A 24242-nucleotide genomic window follows, 5' to 3' on the forward strand; every position below is an offset into this window, starting at 1 on the left:
TTGCGGATCCTTTTTAGATTGTTTTTTATTGCTGGGCTGAGCTGCGGTCTTTAGACATGATCCAACTGTAATAAAAAACAACGAGGATCACAAAAACCCCCAGCATCAAGTACAGATTGGAATAGCCCGCAAATCCTGCAAGCAAGCCAAGCGAAACCGATCCAATGGCAATTCCACTGTCATAAAAAGCGAAAAAAGTTCCGGTAGCGTAACCGCTGCGATGTTTATCTGCAGCCTGTATGGCCAGAGTTTGAAAGCTTGGCAGCAAGGTTCCGTAGCCAAGGCCCACTAACGCACCTGACAACAACAGCATCCACGAAGACGCAGTAAAGCTCAACGAGATAAGCCCTATTCCAAAGATGATGATGGATGGGATAATAACAACGCCTGGGCCCATGGTGTCAAATATCCTTCCGCTGAAAGGCCGGACAAGCAGCATGGCAATGGCATAAACGACAAAGAAAAAACTGGCTGCCTTGATCAGTCCAAGCGATTCCGCATAAACCGAAATGAACGTCAGGATACTGGCATACGCGAACGAGATGAAAAAGCCGACGGTCGCAATCGGCATCGATTTTTTCTCCAGAAAATCGCTGATTGTCAATTTGTGTTTTTGTTCTTTGACAAAAGAACCTTCGTCCACTTGGACCGCTAAAGCACAAAAGAAGCCGATGATCATAATAACGGAAAGAATGACGAAAATGGCCTGTGACGATACATAAGGCTGTAAAGACAATGCGAGGAATGGGCCAGCTACGACCGCTAGATTCATGGCGATTCCATAATAGCCCAAACCTTCGCCGCGCCGCTCCGGGGGAATAATATCAGCAGCAATAGCACCGGCTACCGTTGTCAGCAAACTGAACCAGATGCCCTGGAAAAAGCGCAGCAGCAACAGCACCGTAAAACTTCCGATAAATACATACAATACCGTACTGACGGTAAAGAAAAATAGAGAAAAAATCAGTATGTTCTTCTTTCCGAATTTCTCCAGAATCATGCCGGCAAAAAACCGCATGATAATGGCAGACAGCAAGAAGACGGAAACAGCTAATCCCCCTTCTGTAGCTGTACCTCCCAAATCATTCAGCACATATAAGGGGGTAAATGTCAGCAATGCATAAAATACCACAAAAATAAAAAAGGTACTAACTGATATATTGATAAAACTTTTTGTCCAAATTGGTCTTTTTTCAGCCATTCTTTACATCCTTTTCTTCAGTACTCTCTAACCCTATTTTTTTCAATAGATGAATCAACTGATCCTGTTCTTCATCGGAAAGCTTTGACAATAAATTTTCTTCCACACGCCGAATCCGTTTTTCTATTTCCGGTACCTTTTGTTCAGCAGAAGAAGAAAGTTGAACAATCTTCTCGCGTTTATCAGTTCCTTCTCTTCGATTTATCCAGCCGCTTTCTTCCAGACGGACAATCGTTCTTGTCACAGTAGGAGCTTCCACATTCAAATATTTCCAGATTTCTTTTTGAGTCATTGAACCGAATTGCTTCAGACAGAACAGAATCGACCATTGTGAGCTGTAAAGACCGAACTCCTTTAGAGCATCATTCACTTCTTTGATCGATAGCCGTGATTTTTGATGAATTTCGTGGAATAATAATTTATTCAATAATCTCACCCTCGCATTTAGTTACCTAGGTAAGTTTATACTCCTTTTCTTTTTCTGTAAAGAAAAGTATTTAGGTTTCCAAAAGAAAAACCATTTCCTGTTGTAGAGGAAATGGTTCTCAGTGCAGTCAAATCAAAATGCCGTGTTTCTTTGCGTCGAACAATAATTCTTCACGGAATTTCGGATGTGCGATGGCTGCCAGACGCTTGACGCGTTCTGAAATGGAAACTCCATGCAGACGGGCTACTCCATATTCGGTAACGATATTGTCCACGTCGTTTTTCCCTGTAGTCACTACAGAACCCGGCGTCAGCTGCAGATTAATCCGTGATATGGTATCATTTTTTGCCGTTGATGCCATACAGATATAACCTTTGCCATTTTCAGCAAAGCGCACACCGCGGGCAAAGTCAATTTGGCCGCCGCTGGAGGAATAGTACTTGCCGCCGACTGTCTCGGATGCACATTGGCCGAACAGATCCACTTCGGTTGTCGCATTGATAGAGACGATGTTCTTTTCTTTAGCAATCTCGCGCGGATCATTGACCACGCTGACCGGCAGGAATTCAACAGCCGGATTGTCATCGATAAAGTCATACAGATTTTTAGAACCAAAAGCGAAAGTGGCGACAATCTTACCAGGGTAGGTGTATTTCCGTGAACCATCCACAGCGCCTGCAGCTACGAGCTTCGCTACGCCGTCCGGCAGCATTTCCGTATGAATGCCTAAATGGCGATGGTCTTTCAGCATGCTGATGACAGCGTTTGGAACAGCGCCGATGCCAATCTGCAAAGTATCCCCATCTTGAATGTCCTGAATGATCGTCGAAGCAATCAGCAGGTCCTTATCGCTGACTTCCGGAACTTTCTCCTCTGACAGAGGCGCATGATGCTCGACATATCCCGCTATCTGGCTGATATGAATTTGGTTGCGGCCATATGTCCGGGGCATGTGATCGTTCACTTCTAAAATGAATGGCACTTTTCCAATAAATTCGGCGATGTAATCAGCCTGCGTTCCCAGCGTGAAATACCCATGTTTATCCATCGGCGAAGCCACTGTCAGCACCATCGACATCTTGGTAACTTTTTGAAGCATACGCGGCACTTCATGGAAATTGTTTGGCACCAGTTCCATCTTCGCCTGCTGATAGACTTTCCGTGTAGCACCGCTCAAGAAATAAGACACATGCCGCAATTGCTCTATATCACCTTGAATGTATGAACGTGACCGCAAAGCCAGCATCTGATGAATTTTCACTCCATCCAATTGCGCTGCATTTTCTTCCAATATATCCAATAACCGAATCGGTTCCCCATTGGCGATCGGAACGATCAGGTCTGCTTTCGACTCAATCAACTCGATGACTTGCTGTGGACTCAACTTCTTCGTCATTCTGTTACCTCCCGTATTGCTTCGTTATTCTACAACTTTACCATATATCACAGAGCCCATAATATTTGCTGAATTCCTGTGCAATTCCGTCTTTTTTGGACAAAGAAAAACCGTCAGTTTTTCTGACGGTTCCGATTTTTCACGGCAAAAACGATGCCTGCCAAGCCAAATAAAGCCATAAGCGCCCACAGGACCATCAAAATAATGGACCCTATGCCATCGCCGCCTTCCATTACCGCTATCAGCTGCAAAGTAAAAAAAGCCAAACTGATCAGAGCGATTGCACCAAAGTAAATAAGCCGTGCTTTAAAACTGAAATGCTTCATTTTCTGAACCCCTTTGGTTTTCATTGGTTTTTTCTACACGGTTTTTTGTCCAAACTAGCGTAAATAATAAGAACAGCTCAAAAGCGTTGGTGGCTGCTGAACTTTCAACTTCAATCGGCACAGCACTGCCGATCCCCATAGTTGCTGCACCTATCAACATCCATTTCCAGCCGTTTTCTTTCCAAAGCACAATTCCTGTAAGAACCAGGACAACTGTCACCAGGAGAACCATTATCGGCGGTCCGGATGAAGTCTCTGCGGATACATAGCGCAATACGCCATACTGCTGCTCTGGAATAATTTCGAGGCCCCAGGTTTCGAGAACCAGTTCAATGACCATCAACGCCGCTGTATACAACAGAAATCCGTAAAAAACGATGTTTTTCTTTGCCCATCGGACACCAGCCTGATTTATGGCTCCCCAGCAGAACAACACCAATAACGGCGTAAAGAAAGCATGGCTCCAAAAACGCATGAGGTTTACTGTTTCCAGAAACGTTCCTTCTCCAATGGACTTGCCGATTGCAATGATGCCATTGTCATATATCAAACCGAACAGCACCAAGTATAAAAATGCTGTAAAGCTCCAGGTCCGCTGCTGCTTGAACCCCCATATCACCAAGAGAATGTAAGCGGCAGTGAAGAAAAAATAAAGCGCCGTATCCACTGTATCACCTTCCGTAATTTACCGATTACTCTTACCATTCACTTTTCAGGGGGGCTCTAAACGTCTGATTCCGGAACTTGGATTTATTTGAGGAGAAACTTCGTCCGGCTATAGCCTTCTTTTGATTTTTCAACTTCCAGTATGGCGGGAATTGCTGCCTTCAATTCCTGCACATGTGAAATGACACCGATCATGCGACCTGATTTCTGCAGATCAATCAAAGTTTCGATTGATTTATTGAGTGACTCTTCATCCAGTGAACCGAATCCTTCATCAATGAACATCGTATCAATCGAGACGTTGCCTTGGAAGCTCTGAATGACATCTGCCATCCCGAGTGCCAGGCACAGCGAAGCATTGAATTTTTCTCCACCCGACATGGTTTTCACGTCACGTGTCTGTCCTGTATAGGCATCATAGACATCCAAGCCCAACCCGCTTTGTTTGCCGCGTGCTTCCTGCCGGTCGCTGCGGATCAAATGGAACTGGCCATTGGAGAGATTCTTCAGCCGTTCATTGGCTGACAGGATAATCTGCTCCAAATATTCAATTTGCAAGTAGCGCTCAAACGAAATCTTCAAGCCATTCTGGCCCCGGATCATGTCATGAAGGTCCGCAATCCGGTTTAAAGCCTGCTCAGCTTCTACGGCTTTTTCAATCACTCCTTGAATGTTGGCAATCAGCCCCAATCCGGCTCTTTCAAAATCCTGTGAGCGGTTGCGTTCCACAAGTGCCTGCTCGTAGGCTTCTTTCAATTCCGATAACTCTGCTTCGGCCTGGCTCAAGTCTTTCAGTCTTTGGCCTGCCAACAGTCCCTCCAGTTCACTGACCTGCTGCAATAAAGTATGGCGAGCCTGATTAAACTCTACAATATCTTTTTTCAAGGCTGCAAATGCCGCATCTGCCAATTTCGCCTGCTGGTAGGATTCTTCAGAATCGAATGCCGATTTTATCAAAGCCTCTTCAAATTGCTGTTGCGCTTTTTCTCTCTTTTCTGCTATTTCTTCCGCTGTCGCTTTGGCATGCTGCACGGAAACCACTGCACTTGCCAATTGCTCCTTTGATGTTTGGAACTGCTCCTGGACATTGATCCAGCCCTGCTCCAGCTGCTGTTTTTTAGCAGAAGCTTGCTCGAGCTGTTGTTTCAGAACAGGCAACTCCCGCAGATTTTCAGGAACGGCAGCCAATTCATTTTCGAACACGGCTTTTGCTGCCTGGAAGGAAGATGAACGCTTCTGCACTTCCTCCTCCAACCCGCGTCTGTTCTGTTCCAATTGCTCTATTTTCCGGATACAGACAGCCACTTGTTCTTTGCATTTCCGCAACTCCTGTTTTCTTGCCTGCTGTTCTGTAATCAGCTCTGTTAACTGATCTTTCTCCTCTTCAAGGTGGCGCAGGTGTACTTCTGCCTGTTCCGCATCCACTTCCAGGCTGGCCAAATGCTTGCTCTGTTTCTTCAGCTGTTCATCCAAAGCAAAGAGCTGAGCAGACGCATTCCGGTAATCACCATCCACTTGATCAAAGGCGGACTTTGCCGATTCGACTTGTTCTTTTGATACTGTCTGCCCTGGCTTCAACTCCGTTCCCGGATGATCCAGGCTTCCACAGACAGGGCAGGCTTCCCCATCATGCAATTGGTCTGCAAGAATATGGGCCTGGTTGGCAAACCACTGAGCTTCCAGTCCACGATAAGCCGTATTTGCCTGTTCAAAATCCCTCTTCTTCGCTTCCTGGACAGCTTCCTGTTTTCGGCGTTGCTGTTTCAATAAAACGTATTCTGCAGCCACTCTGTGCTTTTCTGTGACGCTGGCCAGCTCCTGCTGCGTTTCATCAGCTGCTTCCAAAAAAATTTCCAGTTCAGCAATCTGTCCATCCAACTTCTGCTTCTCTTCTTTTTGGGCGTTGAACTCTTTTTCGGCCTGTTTAAGGTGAATTTCCGATTGCTCCGCTTCTTTCTCCAGAAGGGCCAACTTTTCTTTTTTATGGGCTAATTCCTTAATGGCGGGCAACAACTTTTCGAAATAAAGAACTTGTTCACGCAGTTTTTCCCGTTCTCCCTGAAGTTCCTGCTGTTCATTAAATGCCTGCTCAGCCGAGAGTTTTGCTTGCTCCGCCTGCATTTTTTTCCGGGTTGCAGTCTTCAGCAACTCCTTTTTCTCGTGTTCATTCGTGCGCAACTCATGGAACAGGTTTTCGATGCCCGTAATATAGCTGGCGCGTTCCGCCAATTGAAGCGTTTTTTCTTTTTCTGCATAGTGTGTTTGCTGCTGTTCAAGACGGTCAAGCTGATCTTTTTTCACTTCCAGCTCGCCAAAACGGTCGTTCCACTTCTTCGACTCATGATAAGCGCTCATTTTGTCGGCATGCAGTTGATAGACGGCCTGATACTTTTGTTCGTCCAGGCTGATCTTCTGTCTGTAATAAGCGGCCTCATTTTCCAATCCGGCAAGCACTTGATTGATATTCATATGCTCACGGCCCAACACTTCGAAAAGCTCCGAATCGCGATGCGGCAATGATGTCGCGATTCGCTGGATGTAAATATTCAGCTCCTGCTGTTCACGTTCAAACGTTTTTGCTGCTGCATCTTTCTTCTGCTTGAGGCGTTCGCTGATCAGCTTATACGGTTCCGTCTTAAAGATCTTGCGCAGAATCTCTTCTTTGTTGTCTGTCTCCGACGTCAGCAATTTACGGAATTCACCTTGCGGAAGCATGACGATTTGGCTGAATTGATTTTGTGTCAGTCCAATAACCTCTTCAACGCGGCGGTTGATCTCCGAAACGATCTGCCGTTCGACACAAGGTTTTTCTCCTTCTTCCGTGCGTTCAAAAAACTCATAGCGTTCCCCGGTTGCGCTTTTATTCCCTTTTTTCACATGGCCCATCTGGCGCAAAATGCGGTAGACTTTGCCGTGTATTTCGAATTCCATTTCAACACAGGTATGGCTGGCATCATCCGCAAAATCACTTCTCAGTATGCGCGACTCACTGCGGTCGGATCCGCTTGCCGAACCGTACAGGGCAAAGCAGATACCATCAAAGATGGTCGTCTTTCCTGAACCGGTGCTGCCTGAAATGACGAACAGCTGGTTTCCCTGCAAATCGGCAAAATCAATTTCTTCAGTATTTTTATAAGGACCGAATGCGGTCATTTTCAGTTTTAAGGGTTTCATGACTTCACCTCTTCTTTGCCGGCCGGTTCTTCATGCAGGAATTCCTGAAGTACATCCTTAAAAATGGCCGTGGTTTCAACATCCGCTTTTTCGCCTTTCACTTCTTCATAAAAAGCATGGAATAAAGACAATGAATCCATTTTCCTGCGCGAAACAGCTTCGCTTTGCAGCATGCTTCCTGAAAACTTTTTCCGCTCCACATGCATGGCATTCGGATAAACAGAGCGGACTTTTTCCATTGGAAACAACACAGGTGCCTCATCCAATAAAGTCACGAAAACAAAATCATCGCTGATTTCATGGCGCAGAATTTCCTCTATCGTTCCTTCGACGGTACGCATATTGCGCCTCGGCGAAAACAGCCGCTTGCTTACAGATACTTCTCCTGCCGCATCCATTTCAATAATGTGAAAACCCTTTTGGTGATGTTCTTCTGAAATTGAATATTTTAAAGGAGATCCCGAGTAACGGATGGTTTCATTCAACACATAATGGGCTTTGTGCAAATGGCCAAGTGCTGTGTAATGAAACCCTTTGAAATGGTGGGCATCAACGTGTTCCGCCCCTCCAATCGACAGCGGACGTTCAGAGTCACTGGTGTTCTCTTCCTGCTCCCCATGAGGCGTCACAAAAGCATGGCCGACAAAAACATGGCGAGCCTGCGGATCGTATAAAGATTTTATGTTTTCAGTAATGGCTTTCATCGCATCATTGTGGCTGCGGATCGCATCATCTTCAAATGCATAGCGAACCATCGATGGATCCGTATAGGGCACCAAATGAAAATGGACTTCCCCGAACTCATCGTTCAAAATAACAGCCTGATGTTCTTTATGGACATGGCCAGCGATATGGATTCCGTTCATCTTCATCACCCGGCTGCCGAAATTCAATCTCCCTGGGCTATCGTGGTTTCCGGCTACCGCCAATACCGGTGTCTTCAACTCCAAGACGATTTTCGCCAGCACTTCGTCCAATAAATTGACCGCATCGGTCGGCGGTACTGCACGGTCATACAAGTCTCCTGCAATAATGACCGCGTCGGGCTGTTCCTCTTTTATTGCATCTATAAATTGCGCCAGCACAAATTGCTGTTCTTCTGTCATATAGATTCCCTGCACAAGCTTGCCTAAATGCCAGTCGGCAGTATGAAAAAACTTCATCGTATTGCTCCTTTCTTCACGTTAAAAGAATATATGTTCGTTCCATTATACACGATACTGTCTACTTGTTTTTATCGAATGCATGTTCTATAATAAGAACAAACGTTCTTATTATAGGGAGGGTTAATCATGAAAGCACAAATCCTAAAAGCATTTAAATACCAGCAGCTTGTCGATATGATGTATATGGCCAATGATGGCAGCATCAGCAAACGCCGCGTCAAAATTTTAAAAGTCAGTGGAAACTCATTCCAGGCCTACTGCTTTCTTCGCCACAAGAAACGCACATTTAAAATGGATAATGTGCTTTCACTGATGCCCGTTACGCAGAAAGAGCGCCAGATCATTTAACCCTTCTATCTTACTATGATACACTGGAGGAAATGGCTTTTGGAGGGTGAAATGATGAGATTAACTGTTTATCTTGCCGGAGAAATCCACAGCACCTGGCGTGAAGAAATCAAGAAAAAATCAGCAGCTTTAGATTTGCCGATCGACTTTGTGGGGCCTATGGAAAATCATGGCCGCTCAGATGACATTGGTGAAGACATTCTTGGTCCACAGCATGATGCCGTCGCTAAAGACCATGCCGCTTCAAGCTTCAACAATTTGCGCACAGGCGTGCTGATGCACAAAGCAGATTTGGTCATCGCTCTTTTCGGCGAGCAGTACAAGCAATGGAATACGGCGATGGATGCCAGCACAGCACTTGCTTCAGGCAAGCCGGTCATCATTATCCGTCCAGAGAAGCTGCATCATCCATTAAAAGAATTGTCACGAAAAGCAAACGCCACAGTCGAAACCTGCGACCAGGCGATTAAAGCTCTAGCCTATATCCTCGAATAAAAAGAAACTTTAATCAGTAGGGACTTAATCCCCCACTGACCGTTAAAGCAGCATAAAAACAGCCACTTTCTCCCTAAAAATCCAAGGGAGCAGTGGCTGTTTTTTGTATGTAAGAAGAAATTTCGATCAGCGGGGATTCTTCATCCTCCACTGATTGTTAAGCTGAATAGACCAATAAAAAAAGCCCCAAAGGGCTTTTTTTATTGGTACCAGCTTCCGACAATCGGATAGTCGAACTGTTCATTGTTCAGAGCTCTGATAATCCCCATTATCGGAATGATGATGCCCATCAGCCCGAAGACAATCAACATCGGGATGCCGACAAGGAAAACGATCAACAAGCTAGAAATAAAAATCAGTACACCCAAGACTAATTGAAAAAGCAATGCCTGAATAGACAGCTTCTTCACTTCTTTGTCAGCAGAAATCAGAAAAACAATTACCGGGACAAGAAACGGAGCAAAAAACGCACTGGCGTGGACGAGTATTTTCAAACCTGTGTTTTCCATCACATAAACCTCCAGTCAAATCTTTCTTATACTTACTATACGGCTGGCTGACTGAAAAGTTTCAAATTTTTATTCACGAATGCGCAAAACGACTTTTCCAAACTGGCTGCCGGAAGCTAAATGATCAAACGCTTCCTGTGCCTGTTCCAAAGGAAATACTTTATCGATGACAGGCCGGAGCTGATTCGACTCCATGTGCGACAGCATGGCCCGCAGTTCTTCACGGCTTCCCATCGTTGAACCGAACAGCTGGTATTGCCCATAGAAGAATTTCCGCAAATTGAAATCGACATTGTCTTCAGTCGTCGCACCGAATATGACGATTCGGCCACCTTTTTTCAAAACATCGAGTGAACGGTTGAAAGTGGCTGCTCCTACACTGTCGATAACGAGATCCACAGTTTCACCCGCTAATTCTTCCGGCCAGTCGCTGTCTGTCGCAATGGCCAAATCAGCACCAATGTCTTTGGCATGCCGGCATTTTTCTTCGCTTCGTGACGTAACAATTACTCGCGCCCCCACACTTTTGGCGAATTGAATCAAAAATGTTGCGACTCCACTGCCGGCGCCCGGAATAAACAAGGTATCCCCTTTTTTCAATCGTCCTTTTGTAAACAAGGCACGGTAGCCCGTCAAGGCCGGCAAAGCCAGACTGCTTGCTTCTTCCCAACTCATGTAACGGGGTTTCTTTTCCACCTGCCCAGCAGATATGGCAATTTTCTCGGCAAATGTTCCATGGTCCGGCATGCCCAAAATATCAAATTCCGGAGGCGGTGCATCGCTATTGGCATGCCAACGCAAAGCAGGATTGATAATCACCTCATCCCCGTAAGCAAAGTCGGTTACACCTTCACCTACAGATTCGATTATGCCTGCTCCATCTGAGCCGATGATGAGGGCATCAGGCTTATCCCCGTATCGCTTGGGCAAGCCCAAATCTCTACGGTTAATGCCGGCAGCTCTTAAAGACACCACGACTTCACCGGGTTTCGCTTTAGGTTCTTCCATATCTTTCACTTTCAGTTCACCGGATTCGATTACGAATGCTCTCACTCCAGTCACCCTTCCTTAAAATATTCACTGAATAGCTCCAGCTGCGTCTTGTTGACAATGTCCTGCGAAAATAACGGGACACGGACCAGCTTTTGTTTCGGAAATGTCTCTGCGATCAACTGCAAGTATTTCTTCTCGTGCTTTTTCCGTTCCAATAAAAATTCACCATCTGCTTCTTCCGGCAATATTTTATTGATGATGAGTGTTTTGACATGCAGGTGATAGTTATGCAGAAGATCCAGCGCTTTTTTAGTTTCCAATATCGGGAGCCGTTCTGGATTCAATACAAAGATAAACCCTGTTACTTGTTCATCCAGCAGAAGATCCCGTGCTTTTGAAAACCGTTCCTGCCGTTCTCTCAGCACATCGTAGATGGGATCTTCTCTCGGTTCGCCGTCATTCAATAGCTGTGTGTAATTTTCATTGGTTTTTCGCCGTTTTTCCAATAGCCCTTCAATCCAGACCCCCATCAGTTCAGGCAGCGTCAACAGCCGGATCGTATGGCCAGTCGGAGCTGTATCAAATACCAGTTTATCGAAGTTTTGGCGTTCTTCCAAGATGATGTGGATCAACTTATCGAACAGGGCTGCTTCGTCTGCACCCGGGGACGCTTTGGCGGTATCCAATTGGCGGTTCACTTCTTCCATCATACTGGAATGGACCGTACCTTTGATATTGGCTTTCACCGTTTTGATATAATTATCCGTTTCAATTTCCGGATCGATTTCAAGAGCATACAGGTTATCGGCGATCGCTTTCGTTTTGCCGCCGATTTTCTGGTTGAAAATATCTCCCACATTATGTGCTGGGTCTGTCGAAATCAATAAGGTTTTATTGCCATCTTCCGCTGACTTCCAGGCTATGGCCGCAGCTGATGTCGATTTTCCAACGCCGCCTTTTCCTCCTACAAAAATGATGCTTTTTGACAGTACATCCATTCCATTCCCTCATTCCTAATGAAACTAACAGCAACGAATACCGGTTAACGGTGATTTATCCATCCCCATCCGCAGATGCCAGTCATGAAACTCTTCAATCATGTAAGGATACAACTCCAATGTGTAGTAATAAACAGGGTTGGGAATTCCAAGCATCTCCGAGTAGAGCATCAACAGAAACAAGTCGTCCTCATCCCGAAGTTCACGTGCAATTTCAGTACGATGCGGCAATTCAAGGACGGCTTCATAATAAGCAATCAACTGCTTCAGTTTATCGAACACCAACATAACAGCACCTCTTCCTTAATATAAATGGAAGGGACCACAAATTGCATGATCCCTTGGCCATCGTCCTATTTTGTCCAGTCATTGAGGCAGACTCTCCATTAACTGAAACCGCTCTTTATTCGTCACCTGAAAAGTCAGGGTCTGTTTTCTTAAGCAACGCTTGAATTGCCGTCAAGATAATCCAAAGTGTAAAGACGAAGATGATCGCACCAAATACGAACAGCAGCGTACTTGGCTGGTCCGCATACCAAGCCCATTGCAGGAAGACCTGCTGGAACATGGCCCATAGCGTCATAAACATCAGGAAGATCATCGGAATGATCGTCACCATGTAATTTCGACCAAGTTTTCGGAGCCAGATGGAAATCAGCAGCAAACTGATGCCGGCAAGCAGCTGGTTGGCGGTACCGAATAACGGCCATAACAAGTAGCCGCCTGAACCGAAACCATTCGGGCCTTCCGGAAGCAGGACCAGTGCAGCACTTGCTCCAACTGCGATAGTAGTCGCGACATGCTTTTTCTCAAGAGATGGAATTTTGTATTCGACACCCAGCTCTGAAATGATGTAGCGCATTAAGCGGACTGACGTGTCCAACGTTGTAGCTGCAAATGACACCACGATGATGGAAACAATGGTTGACGCCACTTCCGCAGGAATCAGCAGGCCTTGAGCTAAATTGGTGGCCCCTTCGATAAAAGCACCTAACCCGGCTCCGTTAGAAGCCTGGAAGCTGCTATAAGTCGCAAAGAACGTCTCTTTGTCCGGGAACAAGGTAATAACGGCAATGATGGAAATCAGCGCTAAGACCCCTTCACCCACAGCGCCTAAATAACCGACAAAACGGGCATCGGTTTCTTTATCGAGCTGTTTAGATGAAGTACCGGAAGACACAAGTCCATGGAAACCGGATATCGCACCACAGGCAATCGTAATGAACAACAATGGGAACCAGGAAATATCAGCATCCGGATTGGTAATTGGTGCAGTTATGTCCGGGTTGGTGAACAGTAACCCCAAATACAGGATGCCTAGTCCGACAATCAATTGATGCGAGTTGATAAAGTCACGCGGCTGCAGCAATTTCCAGACGGGCAAAGTGGAAGCGATGTAGACGTAGACCATCAAGATGATGATCCAGATAAAGAAGGCTGTTGAAATTGAACCTAACCCAAATAATCCGGCTCCATCTTCTCCACCCATATATTGCACCAGGTCGATTTGCAAAAAGCTCACTTGGCTGGCAACTACAGCAGTTATGTACATGACTGCCAAAGCGATAAGTGATGGGACTAGCATTTTCTTGTTCTTTTTATAAACAGCATGACCGATCCAAATTGCTAATGGAATCTGGATGAAAACCGGTATAACACTGGCGGGGTAAGAAATAAACAAGTTAGCGATTACCCAGGCAAATACAGCATTGACCATCAAAACCAGAATCAGAATGATGAACAGAAACAAAACCTTTCCGCGCTGGCCGATCAAACGATGCGCGAGCGTCCCGACTGATTGCCCTTTGTTCCGGACCGACAAAACCAGTGTGCCGAAATCATGGACACCGGCAGCAAAAACCGTTCCGAGAACTACCCATAATACTGCCGGCAACCAGCCCCAATAGACAGCTATAGCTGGCCCTAAAATTGGAGCAGCTCCCGCAACGGAAGTAAAATGATGTCCCCATAATACAAACTTATTGGTAGGTACGAAATCGACTCCATCTTTAAAGCGATGGGCCGGTGTTACATAATTCGGATCAAGCCTGAAAATCTTTTCTGCTACAAATTTAGAATAAAAGCGGTACCCCAGAATAAATATGAAAATTCCAATAGCGGCCAACGCAATGGCATTCACATTTCCAACCCCTTTTCCTATTTTTTTGCAAGCTTTCCAAATTGCTTGTACACCAATCATAGAGGAGTGCGATAATATTGTAAATGTTCTGACAATAATCATTTCGCTTAAACCAACTTGAATGGCAGAGTCATTTTATACAACGCTTCTTGCCTTTAATAGACAAGGAGCTTAAGCATCTTTAGTCAATTTTTGCTCATATAACTTTAATTTCGTATAGATGATTTCAAGAACAGGAACCTGCATTTCTAATTCTTTAGCCCGCGCGAGCAAGTAGCCCTGCAGATGTTCAGCTTCCGTAGCCTGCATTTTTTCGATATCCCGCTGCATGGAAGATTTCATCTCTGCCGACATGCTGTTGATCCGCTTTAATTGCATATCCGCAATTCCCCGTTGGATAGGAGCTTCCATCTTTTCCATAATAGCTGCAAGCTCTTCCAGCAATGTCTGGATTGTACGCTGTCCCGATTCAAGTTCCCGTATCGGCCCAATAGGCGATTCCATCATGGAAGTGATGCCCGACATGGCTGTGATAAACAAATACTTATGCCACATTTCCTGTTCGATGTTATCGCTCCTGATGAAATCCGCCTTGGTTCCACAGAAAGCCTGTTCCAATCTTTGTATACGTTGCGTATCGTCCCCTGTCCGTTCACCGTAGATCAATTGATGAGTGGGACTTGTCTGGACAATGGTGCCATCTTCCGCTAATGTTGTTTCGACAAAGCATAAGCCTCCGATGACGCGTTCTTCTCCAAAAGCTTCGACCAACGGAGGCAAATGAGCGATCCCATTCAACAAAGGCAGAATCATGGTATTGCTGTCGACAAACGCCTTTACATCTTCTATCGCGTTTTTCAGCTGATAGGATTTGGTGGACAGCAACACCACATCAAAAGGCGCACTTTGTTCTTTTTTTGTGATCAGTTTAGGAGAAAGCTGCAGATCCCCGTGTTTGCTTTGGATATTCAAGCCAGTTTGCTGCAGCTTCTCTTTTCTTCCTTCCCTCACCAGAAAAGTGACGTCTTCCCCTTTTTCGAGCAATCGTCCGCCAAAGTATCCACCAATCGCTCCTGCACCTACAATCAGGATTTTCATGACTGCACTCCTCTTCTATACTTTTTCATATAGCCAAATGCCATTTGTCATTTCGCGTCTACATTCCTTTTTGTGCCTCAAGTGTTCCAGATGTGCCAGTGTTTCTCCCACAGCAAAACGCATTTCATGAACGTTCAAAGGCCGCCGGAACAATGTTTCACATGCTTTGAAGATGGTTTTCGGCGCAGTGATTGCCTCCAGCGTTTCTTCAAGCCGCTCGTCATGGTGCCTCAACAGTTCATCGATTCGCTGATTGGCATCATAAAATGGGCTTCCATGAGACGGAATGACGAATCCCGCATCCAATTTCCTAACTTTTTTCAAAGACGCTAAGTATGACGCTAGAGGATCCTTTTCTCCATGAAACCAATACGAAATATTGGGTGTTATTTTAGGCAGAATGTGGTCTGCTGAAAACAATGTCCGGTGCTCTTCATTATAGAAGCAAATCATGCCGTCGGAATGGCCTGGCGTAGAGATCACCCGGTATTCATTGTGGCCGATCTGCACAAGGTCCCCTTCTGCTAAATACTGTTCGATTTTCGGCAAAGGCGATACCAAAGGCTTGAATTCTTCCGTATTCTTTGCCATCTGCACTGCCTGGCTTTCAGGAATTCCCGACGCTCTGTAGTTTTCAGGAATGGTTTCCAAAAAAGGATCTGCCCACGACGCCATTCCTGCTGCCGCATCCGTCTGGGTCATTCGAACTTTTGCTCCCGTCTTTTCCTGCAATCCACCTGCATAGCCGAAATGGTCCGGATGATAATGGGTCACCAATATATCAGTGACCTGTTTGCCTTGCAGCTTGCGTTCCCATAAAGCTCTCGTATAGTCATTGTTTAATCCAGCATCAATGACTGTCCACCCCTGCCCAGTTTCGGCCAAGAAGCAGTTGACGTGATTTAAACGAAAAGGCAAATCAATCCGGATCGCTTCAACTCCCAATTTTTCCAGCATCGCCGCAGTTTCAAAGCCATTATTTGATACATGCTGCGTCACGGCTTCAAAACCAGCTTCCCGATGGTTTTTCGCCCCTGCAACGAATGATGAGCCTTCGCTGCTTCTTCCAATGGATACGTACCGCCGATCGTCAAAATCAACTCTCCACTCTTCATATAAGTCAATAATTCACTGAAGCTTCGCTGGAATAATTCCGGGTAACGCATAATCTGTGGCAGAAAAAAGCCGATGACTGACTGGTTTTTGCGCATCAATTGACCAGGGTTGAATGACGCCTGTTCTCCGCTGGCTGCACCGAATATGACAAGCCTGCCGAATGGAGCTAAGCATTTCACCGTTTTATTGAAGACTTCACCGCCGACCATTTCCAGCGCCAAGTCTACGCCTTTACCGTCAGTAAGGCTCTTCACTTTTTCTACCCATCCTTCTTCCGTGTAGTTGACCAGGTGGGTAGCACCCATTTTCTGCGCATGAAATAGTTTTTCTTCCGTACTCGCTGTTGCGATAATTTTTCCAGCCCCAAAAATCTTGGCTAATTGGACGGCGATGGCGCCGACACCACCTGCAGCAGCGTGAATCAATACTGTCTCCCCTGGTTCCAGACGGCCCATGGTTTTTAAAATATGATAAGCACTTAATCCCTGCAGCGGCAGCGCCACAGCCTGATCAAAGTCGACGCCTTCCGGCACTTCTGTCAGCACACTTTGGTCGACAGCTGCATATTCGGCGTAGCCTGCAGAACCGATGAGCGCAACAACACGATCGCCCGTTTTAAACTTTTCGACGTTTCCCCCCACTTCGACGATTACGCCAGCCACTTCCGACCCTGGAATATACGGCAGTTCCGTCGGGACGACATATTTCCCTTCACGCCTCGCTGTATCTGCATAATTGACGCCGATTGCTTTCACTTCAATAATGACTTCTGTAGCAGATGGATCCGGCTTTTCAGCTTCCACGAACTGCAAGACATCAGGTCCACCGTATTCTTCAAATTTAATAACCTTCATCAATAATTCCCCCTAGCAAATATAGTGTTCCGCTTCTAATAAATCCTTAGCAATCTGCCGCTTCACTTTATCCATGCCCCCGTGCTGCAGACGGTTCAGTTCGTTTATCACTGCGGCTGTATTGCGCGCCAATTGATTTTCATCAGAAATTGCCTGGATCATTTTACGGGCCGCCATTTCCACTTCCATAAGTGTATCGCTCGCCAAAGCCTGGATCATCAACATTTTCAGCGCATGCTGCTGTTCGCTTTCTGTTGCCATTGCTTTCTCCGTTCTCATCACCGCAGATTCGAGAGCGTATAAAGCAATAGCGATATCCGCCAATGCCATCAGCACTTCCTGCTCTTCACCGAGACTGTTTCCGTATGTTTCATAGGCCATGCCAGTACAAAACAGAAAGATGCGGCGGATTGCCTGGACGGCTTCTATTTCCCGGGAAATAGGCGAGTTTGTTACGGCTTTTGGAGATTTCATTTCTTCAATAGCAGATGCTGTCAATTGCGGCAATGGCAGCTTACCTTTAGCCGCCTGCTTCAACAAATTCCCTGGAATCAGCAACCGATTGACTTCATTTGTGCCTTCAAAGATCCGGTTGATCCGTGAATCACGGTACATTTGCTCCACTTTATATTCTTTAATAAAACCGTAACCGCCATGTAGCTGCAGTGCCTCATCAGCTACAAAGTCGAGCGTTTCCGAGCCATGCACTTTGCAGACCGCACATTCAACTGCATACTCCATCAGCTGTTTAGCAATAAAGTCGTAATCGTCCGATTCATAAAGCCCACCCAGCGCATCTTCCAAATACCCCGCAGTCCGGTATTGAAGAGATTCAGAGGCGTAGATGCGAAGAGCCATATTGGCCAATTTTTCTTGAGTAGCCGTAAATTCCGCAATCGCTTTGCCGAATTGACGGCGTTCGCTGGTATATTTCAATGCTAGCTCCAATCCATATTTTGCTGCACCCATGCAGGCAGATCCCAGGTTGTAGCGTCCCAAATTCAAGACATTTAAGGCAATGATATGGCCTTTGCCTATTTCCCCAAGCAAATTCTCCACCGGCACTTCGCAATCTTCAAAAATGACGGATCGCGTGGAAGAACCTTTAATGCCCATCTTCTGTTCTTCCTGCCCAAGCGATAGGCCTGGGTGGTCTTTTTCAACGATGAACGCCGTAAAGGCTGTCCCATCAACTTTTGCGTAAACAATGAATGTATCGGAAAAAGCGGCATTGGTGATGAACATCTTTGTTCCGTTCAATAGGTAATGGGTTCCGGCTTCATTGAGCTTGGCAGTAGTTTTGGCAGAAAGCGCGTCGGACCCTGCTCCCGGCTCCGTCAGGCAATAAGCACCGATAAATTCACCCGAAGCCAGCTTCGGCAAATATTTCTCTTTTTGCTCTCGCGTGCCAAAATAAGTGATTGGCAACGTCGCAATGCATGTATGATTGGAATGCGCTACGCCGTATCCTCCAGCTGAGCCCAGCGACTCGCCGACCAGCCCTTTGCTGATTTTATCCAGTCCAAGGCCACCGTATGCTTCTGGAATGCTATGGCCAAGCAGCCCAAGCTCTCCCGCTTTAGCAAACAGCCCCTTAACCAAATCGAAATCCTGGTTTTCGATGGCTTCATTGTTTGGCCATACTTCCTTTTCAAGAAAAAGCCTTGCTGTTTTGGCAATCAATTGATGCTCATCCGTGAAATCTTCCGGTGTGAAAAAATCTTGCGACGGTTGATAAAGGAAGGATGCCCCTTTATATCCTGTGGTCTTAGTTTCCATGATGGCTTGCCTCCTTGATTAAATGCTTTTCCAGTTGTTGGCGGTTTGCTTCGGGTAAAGGCTCGCTTTTTTGTGTTTCGAAATTGAAATGGACACCGCTTGCCTGTCCTCTTGCAATCAGTTCCCCACTTTCTGCATCATTGATTTCGTGTACCACCTGAAAACTTGAGTTGCCGATTTTGCTGACTTCTGTCCGGACGACCAACTTTTGGTTGTAATAGCCCTGACTGACAAAGTCACAGGAAGCTGAAGCAAGAATGATCTTCCAATTCTTGATGTCGCGCCCAAAACCCAGTTCAGCGAAAAATTCAGTCCGCGCTTCTTCCAGATAGATAAAATAGCTGATATTGCTGATATGCCCTAAGGCGTCAGTTTCACTAAACCGCACTTTTACCGGAATTTCATGTGCCATTGCATTTCCTCCTTTATCTTCAAACGATGCCGTTAAGAATCAGATCACTGTATATGTCCGCCAACCGATCCGCTGTAATCCCACCTGAGGGATTGAACCATTGGTAGCTCCAATTAGCGACACCTAAAATGGCAAATGCGATGATATCAGGATCAAGTCCCTGCCGGAATTCTTTTTGAACGATACCGTCCATTATGATTTTTTCCAGGTTTTTACGAAATTTTTCACGTTTGCCCTTCACTTGGAAGGCATTCTCTTCGCCCAGATGGCGCATTTCCCTAAAAAATACTTTCCCGCTTGGTCCATGTTTCGCGATGTCGGTAATCAATAAAGCGATGAGCTGCGTCAGTTTTTCACGATTGCTGATTTGCTTTTGCTGGATTTTCTCCTGGCGGTTCAGCAGATCGTCGATATAGCCTAAATGAATATCCATCAACAGTTGTTCTTTGCTTGAGAAGTAATAATAGAAAGTCCCTTTCGTGACACCTAACGCCTCGACGATATCCTGTATGGAAGTTTCACTGAAACCCTTTTCCTCAAACAGGAGAATGCTTTTCTGTTTGATTTCCGCTTTCATGGTCATACCCCGCCATTCGTTTTCCCATAATTTACAGTGCGTGCATGCCGCCATCGACGATAACGACATCACCAGTTATATAATCAGAAGCTTTGGATGCCAGGAATAAAGCGGCTCCTTTCAAATCCTCTTCCGTACCGAAACGATTCAATGGCGTTTGGGCAAGCAAGCCCTCCTGTCCTTTTTCCATCACCACTTTCGACATTTTGGTCGGAAAGAAACCAGGAGCGATCGCATTGACGTTAATGTTATGCTGCCCCCATTTGGCAGCCAAATCTTTCGTAAAAGTGATGACCGCACCTTTGCTGGTGTTATAGCCTATCGTATCCATCAGCGTCGGATTGATTCCCCCTAATCCGGCAACTGATGAAATATTGATGATCTTTCCGCTCTTTTGTTCAATCATCGCCTTTCCTGCTTCACGGCTCATGAGGAATGTTCCTGTTACATTGACATCCATCACTTTTTGCCAGGCATCCAGCGGCATATCGACAACCGGCGCTCCCCACGTAGCTCCGGAATTATTGACCAGAATATCAATAGAGCCGAACTTTTCAAGCGTTTGCTGAACAACATTCTTCACATCGTCTTCATTCGTGACATCACATGCCAGCGCAAGCGTTCCGGCGCCCATTTTATCCAATTTTTCCGCCGTTTCCTGGCAGGCCTCCACTTTTCGTGAACACACGACGACATTCGCTCCCGCTTCTGCAAACGCTTCAGCCATCATGGCACCAAGGCCACGGCCACCTCCTGTTACAATTGCCGTTTTGCCTTCCAATTTGAATAAATCCATTACGTTCATCTTCCATCCCCCTGTCTATTGATAAAACATACATACTAACTAGTTAGTATGTTCAGAATTCTTAAATTAATGTTACCGCTTTCAACTTCTTTTTGCAAGAAACGATTCAATACAAAAAAGCCGATTATTACTTTAAGTAATAATCAGCTTTTCAATCACTTGTCATCAGATTTTTCGGACTTGCTTTCGTTTTGTTGATTTTCCGCCTTGGCAACATTGTCTGCTTTCTTAAAATCGTCATTGTAATGCACTTCCTGAGCGGCCTTCAAATCCAGTTCTTTATCCGCCAATTTTTCATGTGGCTCTTTTTCTTTGCTCATGACTCCCACTCCTTTCATCAATTGGTTTCCATCCTGTTGTTGGCACTTTTCCCGCGTGACGTTCATCTAAACCTCAATTTTCTAGTACATGAGAAATCTTAAGAAGGTCGATGTTCCCTCCTGTTAAAACGACAACGGCCTTTTTAATTTCCATTTCATTCTTACCTGCCATGACTGCAGCCAAAGCCGTCGCGCCTGAAGGTTCTACTAGTTGTTTGGTGCGTTCCAACAAGAAACGGAATGCCTCTTTAATTTCAGTTTCAGAAACCAAGACCAAGTCGTCGAGATGCTCTTTCAAAACCGGAAAGGTCAAATCACCAGGCTGTGAAGTGCGCAATCCGTCCGCGATGGTTGAAGTTCCGGAAATGGCTGTGATTTCCCCTTTTTGAAGAGAGAGAAACGTATCATTGGCTGTCTCAGGTTCGACTCCGATAATACGGATGCTGGGTTTACTATTTTTTACTGCCGATAAAATTCCGCTGATCAAGCCGCCCCCTCCAACCGGCACAACGATGGTGTCCGCTTCCGGCACCTGTTCAAGAATCTCCAAGGCAACGGTTCCCTGGCCGGCAATGACCGCGGGGTGATCATAAGGTGGGATATAGACCCCATTATTTCTTTCTGCCAATTGCTCGGCTCTCGGTATTCGTTCAGCGGAAGTCAATCCGCAATACTCAACCTTGGCCCCGTATGCTTTAATCGCTTCCACTTTGGCGCGATTGGCATCTTCAGGCACAATAATGATCGCAGGGATGCCCATTCGACCGGCGATATAAGCAATAGCCTGGCCATGATTGCCTGAAGACGCTGCTGTGATGAAACGTGCTCCAGCTGCTGCTGCTTGTTTTACCGCATTCGTGGCTCCCCTTATTTTAAAGGAGCCCGTCTTCTGCAGATGTTCCGCTTTTAAAAAGACTTCCATTCCGCAGCGTTCATCCAGAAGCGAAGACGTCAAGATCGGTGTTCGATGGATTGTCTCTTGGATTTCTTTCTGTGCTTTCTTCACATCTGCAAGGCTTACCATTTAATCCACTCCTTTGGTTCACTAATAAATCCGTTCTATTTTTCCTGTATCTTATCATAAACGTTCTTTTTAAATTGAATAATCAGATTTAAAAATCCATCCGTTATGCGGAGAAATTAATGCGAGTTTACGCTCTGCCGCCTATACTATAGAGTAAGATGGCAAAACCTCAAGAGGAGTGGACAAATTGTTGAAACGATTGGTGGTCACCGGCTATAAGCAACATGAACTGGGCATATTTGACGAAAAGAATCCAGGTGTCTTTTTCATTAAAAAAGCATTGGAAAATCGTTTTCGTGCTTTGCTTGATGAAGGATTGGAATGGATAATTTTGAGCGGACAGCTGGGTGTTGAAACCTGGGCTGCTGAAGTTGTGCTGGAGATGAAGGAAGAATTTCCGGAATTGAAATACGCTGTGCTTACACCTTTTCTCGACCAGGAAGGAAGATGGAATGAAACCAAGCAGGAAAATTATCGCATGATTATCGAACAGGCTGATTTTCACCGCAGCCTGACCAGTAAACCTTATGAAGCACCTTGGCAATTCATCGAAAAGAACAAGTTCTTCCTGCGCAATTCCGATGGCATCCTCATAGTCTATGATGAAGAAACTGATGGTTCCCCCAAATTCATCAAGAAAGAAGCGGAGCGTTATGCGGAAACAACTGATTATCAAGTTTTGACGATTTCCGGTGATGACCTGCGAGTTGTGGCAGAAGAAGAACAAATGAAGGAATGGGACAATTAATATCCCTCCTTTCTTTTATTAGGTTGACTATAAGTAAGCTTTTAGGTAACCTTAACAACTATGTTAAAAAAATTACTTCAGGAGGAACTATGAAGAAAGCTTCGAAAGTCTTTTACATCACATTTGCGTTGGTTATCTTAACTGTCGCTTTCGGCGTTATTGCGCCTGAAATCTTTGAAACTGCCACGGGAAACATCCGTAACTATATCAATACAGCATTTGGCTGGTATTATTTAATGATTATGGCCATTCTGCTAATCCTCGTTGCCATCATTATCGTCAGCCCCTATGGAAAAATCCGGCTTGGCAAAGATTCTGATCGCCCTGAGTTTTCGACTTTCAGTTGGATCTCCATGTTATTCTCTGCGGGGATGGGCATCGGCCTCGTCTTCTATGGCGCTTCAGAGCCGCTATCCCATTTTGCCATTCAACCTGCAACGGCAGAAATCGGATCTGACGCTGCATTTAAGGAAGCTTTGCAGCGCTCTTATTACCACTGGGGCATCCATATCTGGACGATGTATGGAATGGTCGCTCTTTCTTTAGCCTTTTTCCAATTCAGAAAAGGCGAACCTGCATTAATTTCATCAACATTGAAGCCGATTTTTGGCGATAAGATGAATGGTCCCTTGGGAACACTCGTTGACGTACTCGCTGTTTTTGCTACAGTCTTTGGCGTAGCAACTTCACTCGGCTTTGGCGCTGCTCAAATTAATGGCGGCATTGCTTATCTGTTCGGCGCACCTCAAGAATATTGGGTACAAATGCTGATCATTGGTGCCGTGACTATTTTGTTCATCGCTTCTGCATGGTCGGGACTGAACAAAGGAATCAAATACCTGTCTAATACCAATATGGTTTTAGCAGTTATTTTGTTGATACTGGTCCTAATATTAGGCCCTACTCTACTAATTTTGAATATGTTCACTGAAACTTTCGGAGAGTATCTCCAAAATTTAATCAGCCTGAGTTTCCAATCCGCTCCACTTGATGCAGAAAATCGCAGCTGGCTGGATGGATGGACCATCTTCTACTGGGCATGGTGGATTTCATGGGCACCATTTGTCAGTATGTTTATCGCCCGCATTTCCAAAGGCCGCACCATCCGTGAATTCCTGGTTGGCGTAGTACTTGCACCAAGCGCCTTTGCGGGAATCTGGTACGCTACTTTCGGATCGACAGCAATCAATTTTCAAAAAAGCGGGATCGATTTAACAGCTTTCCCTACAGAACAGACATTGTTTGCGATGTTTAACGAGATGCCGCTCGGCTTTATCATGTCGCTCATTGCCATTCTGCTCGTTACAACATTCTTCATTACATCTGCTGACTCCGCTACTTTCGTATTGGGGATGCAGTCAACACACGGCTCTTTGGTGCCAAGCAACCAAATCAAGATCCTCTGGGGAATTGCCCAGTCAATGGTGGCAGCCATCCTGCTGTCCGTGGGAGGCTTGACGGCTGTGCAGAACACCATTATTATCGCGGCATTGCCTTTCTCATTCGTGATGATCCTCATGGTCTTTGCGCTGTTTAAAGCACTGAATCTGGAATTGCAATTGATTAAAAACAAAAAGTAAACAACTGCCGTCTTCGGGATATTTCCGAAGACGGCTTTTCTTATTGATTAAATAGAGAAGGACTGGGTATAGATTAAGTAGACATTACAC

General features: G+C 45.6%; 25 protein-coding genes. 4 read left to right on the top strand and 21 right to left on the bottom strand.

The window, feature by feature from the left end; translation table 11 throughout:
- Positions 1-25: 25 nt before the first annotated feature.
- The 7 genes from QMA04_RS12625 to QMA04_RS12655 all read right to left on the bottom strand — a co-directional run bounded on the left by QMA04_RS12625 (position 26) and on the right by QMA04_RS12655 (position 8353).
- Positions 26-1201: an MFS transporter gene (locus tag QMA04_RS12625; protein ID WP_290186163.1), complete on the bottom strand. Its 1176-nt coding sequence runs from the start codon at positions 1199-1201 to the stop codon at positions 26-28.
- Complete coding sequence (locus QMA04_RS12630; RefSeq protein ID WP_290186165.1) at positions 1194-1637, bottom strand: MarR family winged helix-turn-helix transcriptional regulator; 444 nt, start codon at positions 1635-1637, stop codon at positions 1194-1196. Before QMA04_RS12630 ends, QMA04_RS12625 begins: the two co-directional genes overlap by 8 nt.
- Before the next feature lie 118 nt (positions 1638-1755).
- Positions 1756-3024 (bottom strand): acetyl-CoA hydrolase/transferase family protein, encoded by a 1269-nt coding sequence (locus tag QMA04_RS12635; RefSeq protein ID WP_290186167.1) that lies wholly within the window; start codon positions 3022-3024, stop codon positions 1756-1758.
- A gap of 113 nt (positions 3025-3137) precedes the next feature.
- Positions 3138-3350, bottom strand: a complete 213-nt coding sequence (locus tag QMA04_RS12640) for a hypothetical protein (protein ID WP_290186168.1) — start codon at positions 3348-3350, stop codon at positions 3138-3140.
- On the bottom strand, positions 3331-4017 hold the full coding sequence (locus QMA04_RS12645) for a hypothetical protein (RefSeq protein WP_290186169.1): 687 nt from the start codon (positions 4015-4017) through the stop codon (positions 3331-3333). The genes QMA04_RS12640 and QMA04_RS12645 overlap by 20 nt, the downstream gene beginning before the upstream one ends.
- 83 nt (positions 4018-4100) lie before the next feature.
- Positions 4101-7190 carry an AAA family ATPase gene (locus tag QMA04_RS12650; protein ID WP_290186170.1) on the bottom strand — a complete coding sequence of 1030 codons (3090 nt, stop codon included), beginning with the start codon at positions 7188-7190 and terminating at the stop codon, positions 4101-4103.
- Positions 7187-8353: an exonuclease SbcCD subunit D gene (locus QMA04_RS12655; protein ID WP_290186172.1), complete on the bottom strand. Its 1167-nt coding sequence runs from the start codon at positions 8351-8353 to the stop codon at positions 7187-7189. Before QMA04_RS12655 ends, QMA04_RS12650 begins: the two co-directional genes overlap by 4 nt.
- A 129-nt stretch (positions 8354-8482) precedes the next feature.
- On the opposite strand from QMA04_RS12655, the gene QMA04_RS12660 reads away from it, so the two are divergent.
- Both QMA04_RS12660 and QMA04_RS12665 read left to right on the top strand, forming a co-directional pair.
- Positions 8483-8704 carry a transcriptional regulator gene (locus QMA04_RS12660; protein ID WP_191715408.1) on the top strand — a complete coding sequence of 74 codons (222 nt, stop codon included), beginning with the start codon at positions 8483-8485 and terminating at the stop codon, positions 8702-8704.
- Positions 8705-8758: 54 nt separating this feature from the next.
- On the top strand, positions 8759-9199 hold the full coding sequence (locus tag QMA04_RS12665) for a YtoQ family protein (protein ID WP_191715600.1): 441 nt from the start codon (positions 8759-8761) through the stop codon (positions 9197-9199).
- 200 nt (positions 9200-9399) lie between these two features.
- Here the strand turns inward: QMA04_RS12665 and QMA04_RS12670 are convergent, their stop codons facing one another.
- From QMA04_RS12670 to QMA04_RS12735, 14 genes are all read right to left on the bottom strand, one after another.
- Positions 9400-9708, bottom strand: coding sequence for a magnetosome magnetite crystal formation protein family (locus tag QMA04_RS12670; RefSeq protein ID WP_191715407.1), 309 nt, complete (start codon positions 9706-9708; stop codon positions 9400-9402).
- 69 nt (positions 9709-9777) lie between these two features.
- A complete protein-coding gene (locus tag QMA04_RS12675; RefSeq protein ID WP_191715406.1) occupies positions 9778-10761 on the bottom strand; it encodes a zinc-binding dehydrogenase in 984 nt (327 codons plus the stop codon).
- Positions 10762-10766: 5 nt separating this feature from the next.
- Positions 10767-11699: an ArsA family ATPase gene (locus QMA04_RS12680; RefSeq protein ID WP_191715405.1), complete on the bottom strand. Its 933-nt coding sequence runs from the start codon at positions 11697-11699 to the stop codon at positions 10767-10769.
- 24 nt (positions 11700-11723) lie between these two features.
- Entirely contained in the window at positions 11724-11987 is a 264-nt protein-coding gene (locus QMA04_RS12685; protein WP_191715404.1) for a cory-CC-star protein, read from the bottom strand.
- A gap of 115 nt (positions 11988-12102) precedes the next feature.
- Positions 12103-13839, bottom strand: coding sequence for a carbon starvation CstA family protein (locus tag QMA04_RS12690; RefSeq protein ID WP_203340545.1), 1737 nt, complete (start codon positions 13837-13839; stop codon positions 12103-12105).
- 171 nt (positions 13840-14010) lie between these two features.
- A complete protein-coding gene (locus QMA04_RS12695; RefSeq protein ID WP_290186177.1) occupies positions 14011-14937 on the bottom strand; it encodes a ketopantoate reductase family protein in 927 nt (308 codons plus the stop codon).
- Positions 14938-14952: 15 nt separating this feature from the next.
- A complete protein-coding gene (locus QMA04_RS12700) occupies positions 14953-15936 on the bottom strand; it encodes an MBL fold metallo-hydrolase (RefSeq protein WP_290186179.1) in 984 nt (327 codons plus the stop codon).
- Complete coding sequence (locus QMA04_RS12705) at positions 15933-16907, bottom strand: quinone oxidoreductase family protein (protein WP_191715401.1); 975 nt, start codon at positions 16905-16907, stop codon at positions 15933-15935. The genes QMA04_RS12700 and QMA04_RS12705 overlap by 4 nt, the downstream gene beginning before the upstream one ends.
- 12 nt (positions 16908-16919) lie before the next feature.
- A complete protein-coding gene (locus tag QMA04_RS12710; RefSeq protein WP_290186181.1) occupies positions 16920-18686 on the bottom strand; it encodes an acyl-CoA dehydrogenase family protein in 1767 nt (588 codons plus the stop codon).
- Positions 18676-19098 (bottom strand): acyl-CoA thioesterase, encoded by a 423-nt coding sequence (locus tag QMA04_RS12715; RefSeq protein ID WP_191715399.1) that lies wholly within the window; start codon positions 19096-19098, stop codon positions 18676-18678. Before QMA04_RS12715 ends, QMA04_RS12710 begins: the two co-directional genes overlap by 11 nt.
- A gap of 19 nt (positions 19099-19117) precedes the next feature.
- A complete protein-coding gene (locus tag QMA04_RS12720; RefSeq protein ID WP_191715398.1) occupies positions 19118-19675 on the bottom strand; it encodes a TetR/AcrR family transcriptional regulator in 558 nt (185 codons plus the stop codon).
- Between the two features lie 31 nt (positions 19676-19706).
- The gene (locus QMA04_RS12725; RefSeq protein ID WP_191715397.1) at positions 19707-20480 is read right to left on the bottom strand and encodes an SDR family oxidoreductase; all 774 of its coding nucleotides are present in this window, start codon (positions 20478-20480) and stop codon (positions 19707-19709) included.
- A 155-nt stretch (positions 20481-20635) separates the two neighbouring features.
- A complete protein-coding gene (locus QMA04_RS12730; RefSeq protein ID WP_290186183.1) occupies positions 20636-20800 on the bottom strand; it encodes a YfhE family protein in 165 nt (54 codons plus the stop codon).
- Positions 20801-20873: 73 nt separating this feature from the next.
- Positions 20874-21824 carry a threonine ammonia-lyase gene (locus QMA04_RS12735; RefSeq protein ID WP_290186184.1) on the bottom strand — a complete coding sequence of 317 codons (951 nt, stop codon included), beginning with the start codon at positions 21822-21824 and terminating at the stop codon, positions 20874-20876.
- 187 nt (positions 21825-22011) lie between these two features.
- Between QMA04_RS12735 and QMA04_RS12740 the strand changes: the two genes are divergently transcribed.
- Both QMA04_RS12740 and QMA04_RS12745 read left to right on the top strand, forming a co-directional pair.
- Positions 22012-22572 (top strand): SLOG family protein, encoded by a 561-nt coding sequence (locus QMA04_RS12740; protein WP_191715394.1) that lies wholly within the window; start codon positions 22012-22014, stop codon positions 22570-22572.
- A gap of 89 nt (positions 22573-22661) precedes the next feature.
- Positions 22662-24152, top strand: coding sequence for a glycine betaine uptake BCCT transporter (locus QMA04_RS12745; protein ID WP_191715393.1), 1491 nt, complete (start codon positions 22662-22664; stop codon positions 24150-24152).
- Positions 24153-24242: the final 90 nt, after the last annotated feature.

Origin of the sequence: Planococcus sp. APC 3900 (genome assembly GCF_030407735.1) — a bacterium.
In the GTDB taxonomy this organism is placed as follows: domain Bacteria; phylum Bacillota; class Bacilli; order Bacillales_A; family Planococcaceae; genus Planococcus; species Planococcus notacanthi.

Excerpts from the sequence above, each read along its gene's own strand:
- QMA04_RS12730 (WP_290186183.1), bottom strand. The coding sequence starts at position 20,800 with ATGAGCAAAGAAAAAGAGCCACATGAAAAATTGGCGGATAAAGAACTG.
- QMA04_RS12710 (WP_290186181.1), bottom strand. The coding sequence starts at position 18,686 with ATGGAAACTAAGACCACAGGATATAAAGGGGCATCCTTCCTTTATCAA.
- QMA04_RS12655 (WP_290186172.1), bottom strand. The coding sequence starts at position 8,353 with ATGAAGTTTTTTCATACTGCCGACTGGCATTTAGGCAAGCTTGTGCAG.
- QMA04_RS12670 (WP_191715407.1), bottom strand. The coding sequence starts at position 9,708 with ATGGAAAACACAGGTTTGAAAATACTCGTCCACGCCAGTGCGTTTTTT.
- QMA04_RS12650 (WP_290186170.1), bottom strand. The coding sequence starts at position 7,190 with ATGAAACCCTTAAAACTGAAAATGACCGCATTCGGTCCTTATAAAAAT.
- QMA04_RS12660 (WP_191715408.1), top strand. The coding sequence starts at position 8,483 with ATGAAAGCACAAATCCTAAAAGCATTTAAATACCAGCAGCTTGTCGAT.
- QMA04_RS12640 (WP_290186168.1), bottom strand. The coding sequence starts at position 3,350 with ATGAAGCATTTCAGTTTTAAAGCACGGCTTATTTACTTTGGTGCAATC.
- QMA04_RS12735 (WP_290186184.1), bottom strand. The coding sequence starts at position 21,824 with ATGGTAAGCCTTGCAGATGTGAAGAAAGCACAGAAAGAAATCCAAGAG.
- QMA04_RS12715 (WP_191715399.1), bottom strand. The coding sequence starts at position 19,098 with ATGGCACATGAAATTCCGGTAAAAGTGCGGTTTAGTGAAACTGACGCC.
- QMA04_RS12625 (WP_290186163.1), bottom strand. The coding sequence starts at position 1,201 with ATGGCTGAAAAAAGACCAATTTGGACAAAAAGTTTTATCAATATATCA.
- QMA04_RS12680 (WP_191715405.1), bottom strand. The coding sequence starts at position 11,699 with ATGGATGTACTGTCAAAAAGCATCATTTTTGTAGGAGGAAAAGGCGGC.
- QMA04_RS12695 (WP_290186177.1), bottom strand. The coding sequence starts at position 14,937 with ATGAAAATCCTGATTGTAGGTGCAGGAGCGATTGGTGGATACTTTGGC.
- QMA04_RS12725 (WP_191715397.1), bottom strand. The coding sequence starts at position 20,480 with ATGAACGTAATGGATTTATTCAAATTGGAAGGCAAAACGGCAATTGTA.
- QMA04_RS12705 (WP_191715401.1), bottom strand. The coding sequence starts at position 16,907 with ATGAAGGTTATTAAATTTGAAGAATACGGTGGACCTGATGTCTTGCAG.
- QMA04_RS12685 (WP_191715404.1), bottom strand. The coding sequence starts at position 11,987 with ATGTTGGTGTTCGATAAACTGAAGCAGTTGATTGCTTATTATGAAGCC.
- QMA04_RS12635 (WP_290186167.1), bottom strand. The coding sequence starts at position 3,024 with ATGACGAAGAAGTTGAGTCCACAGCAAGTCATCGAGTTGATTGAGTCG.
- QMA04_RS12720 (WP_191715398.1), bottom strand. The coding sequence starts at position 19,675 with ATGAAAGCGGAAATCAAACAGAAAAGCATTCTCCTGTTTGAGGAAAAG.
- QMA04_RS12665 (WP_191715600.1), top strand. The coding sequence starts at position 8,759 with ATGAGATTAACTGTTTATCTTGCCGGAGAAATCCACAGCACCTGGCGT.
- QMA04_RS12745 (WP_191715393.1), top strand. The coding sequence starts at position 22,662 with ATGAAGAAAGCTTCGAAAGTCTTTTACATCACATTTGCGTTGGTTATC.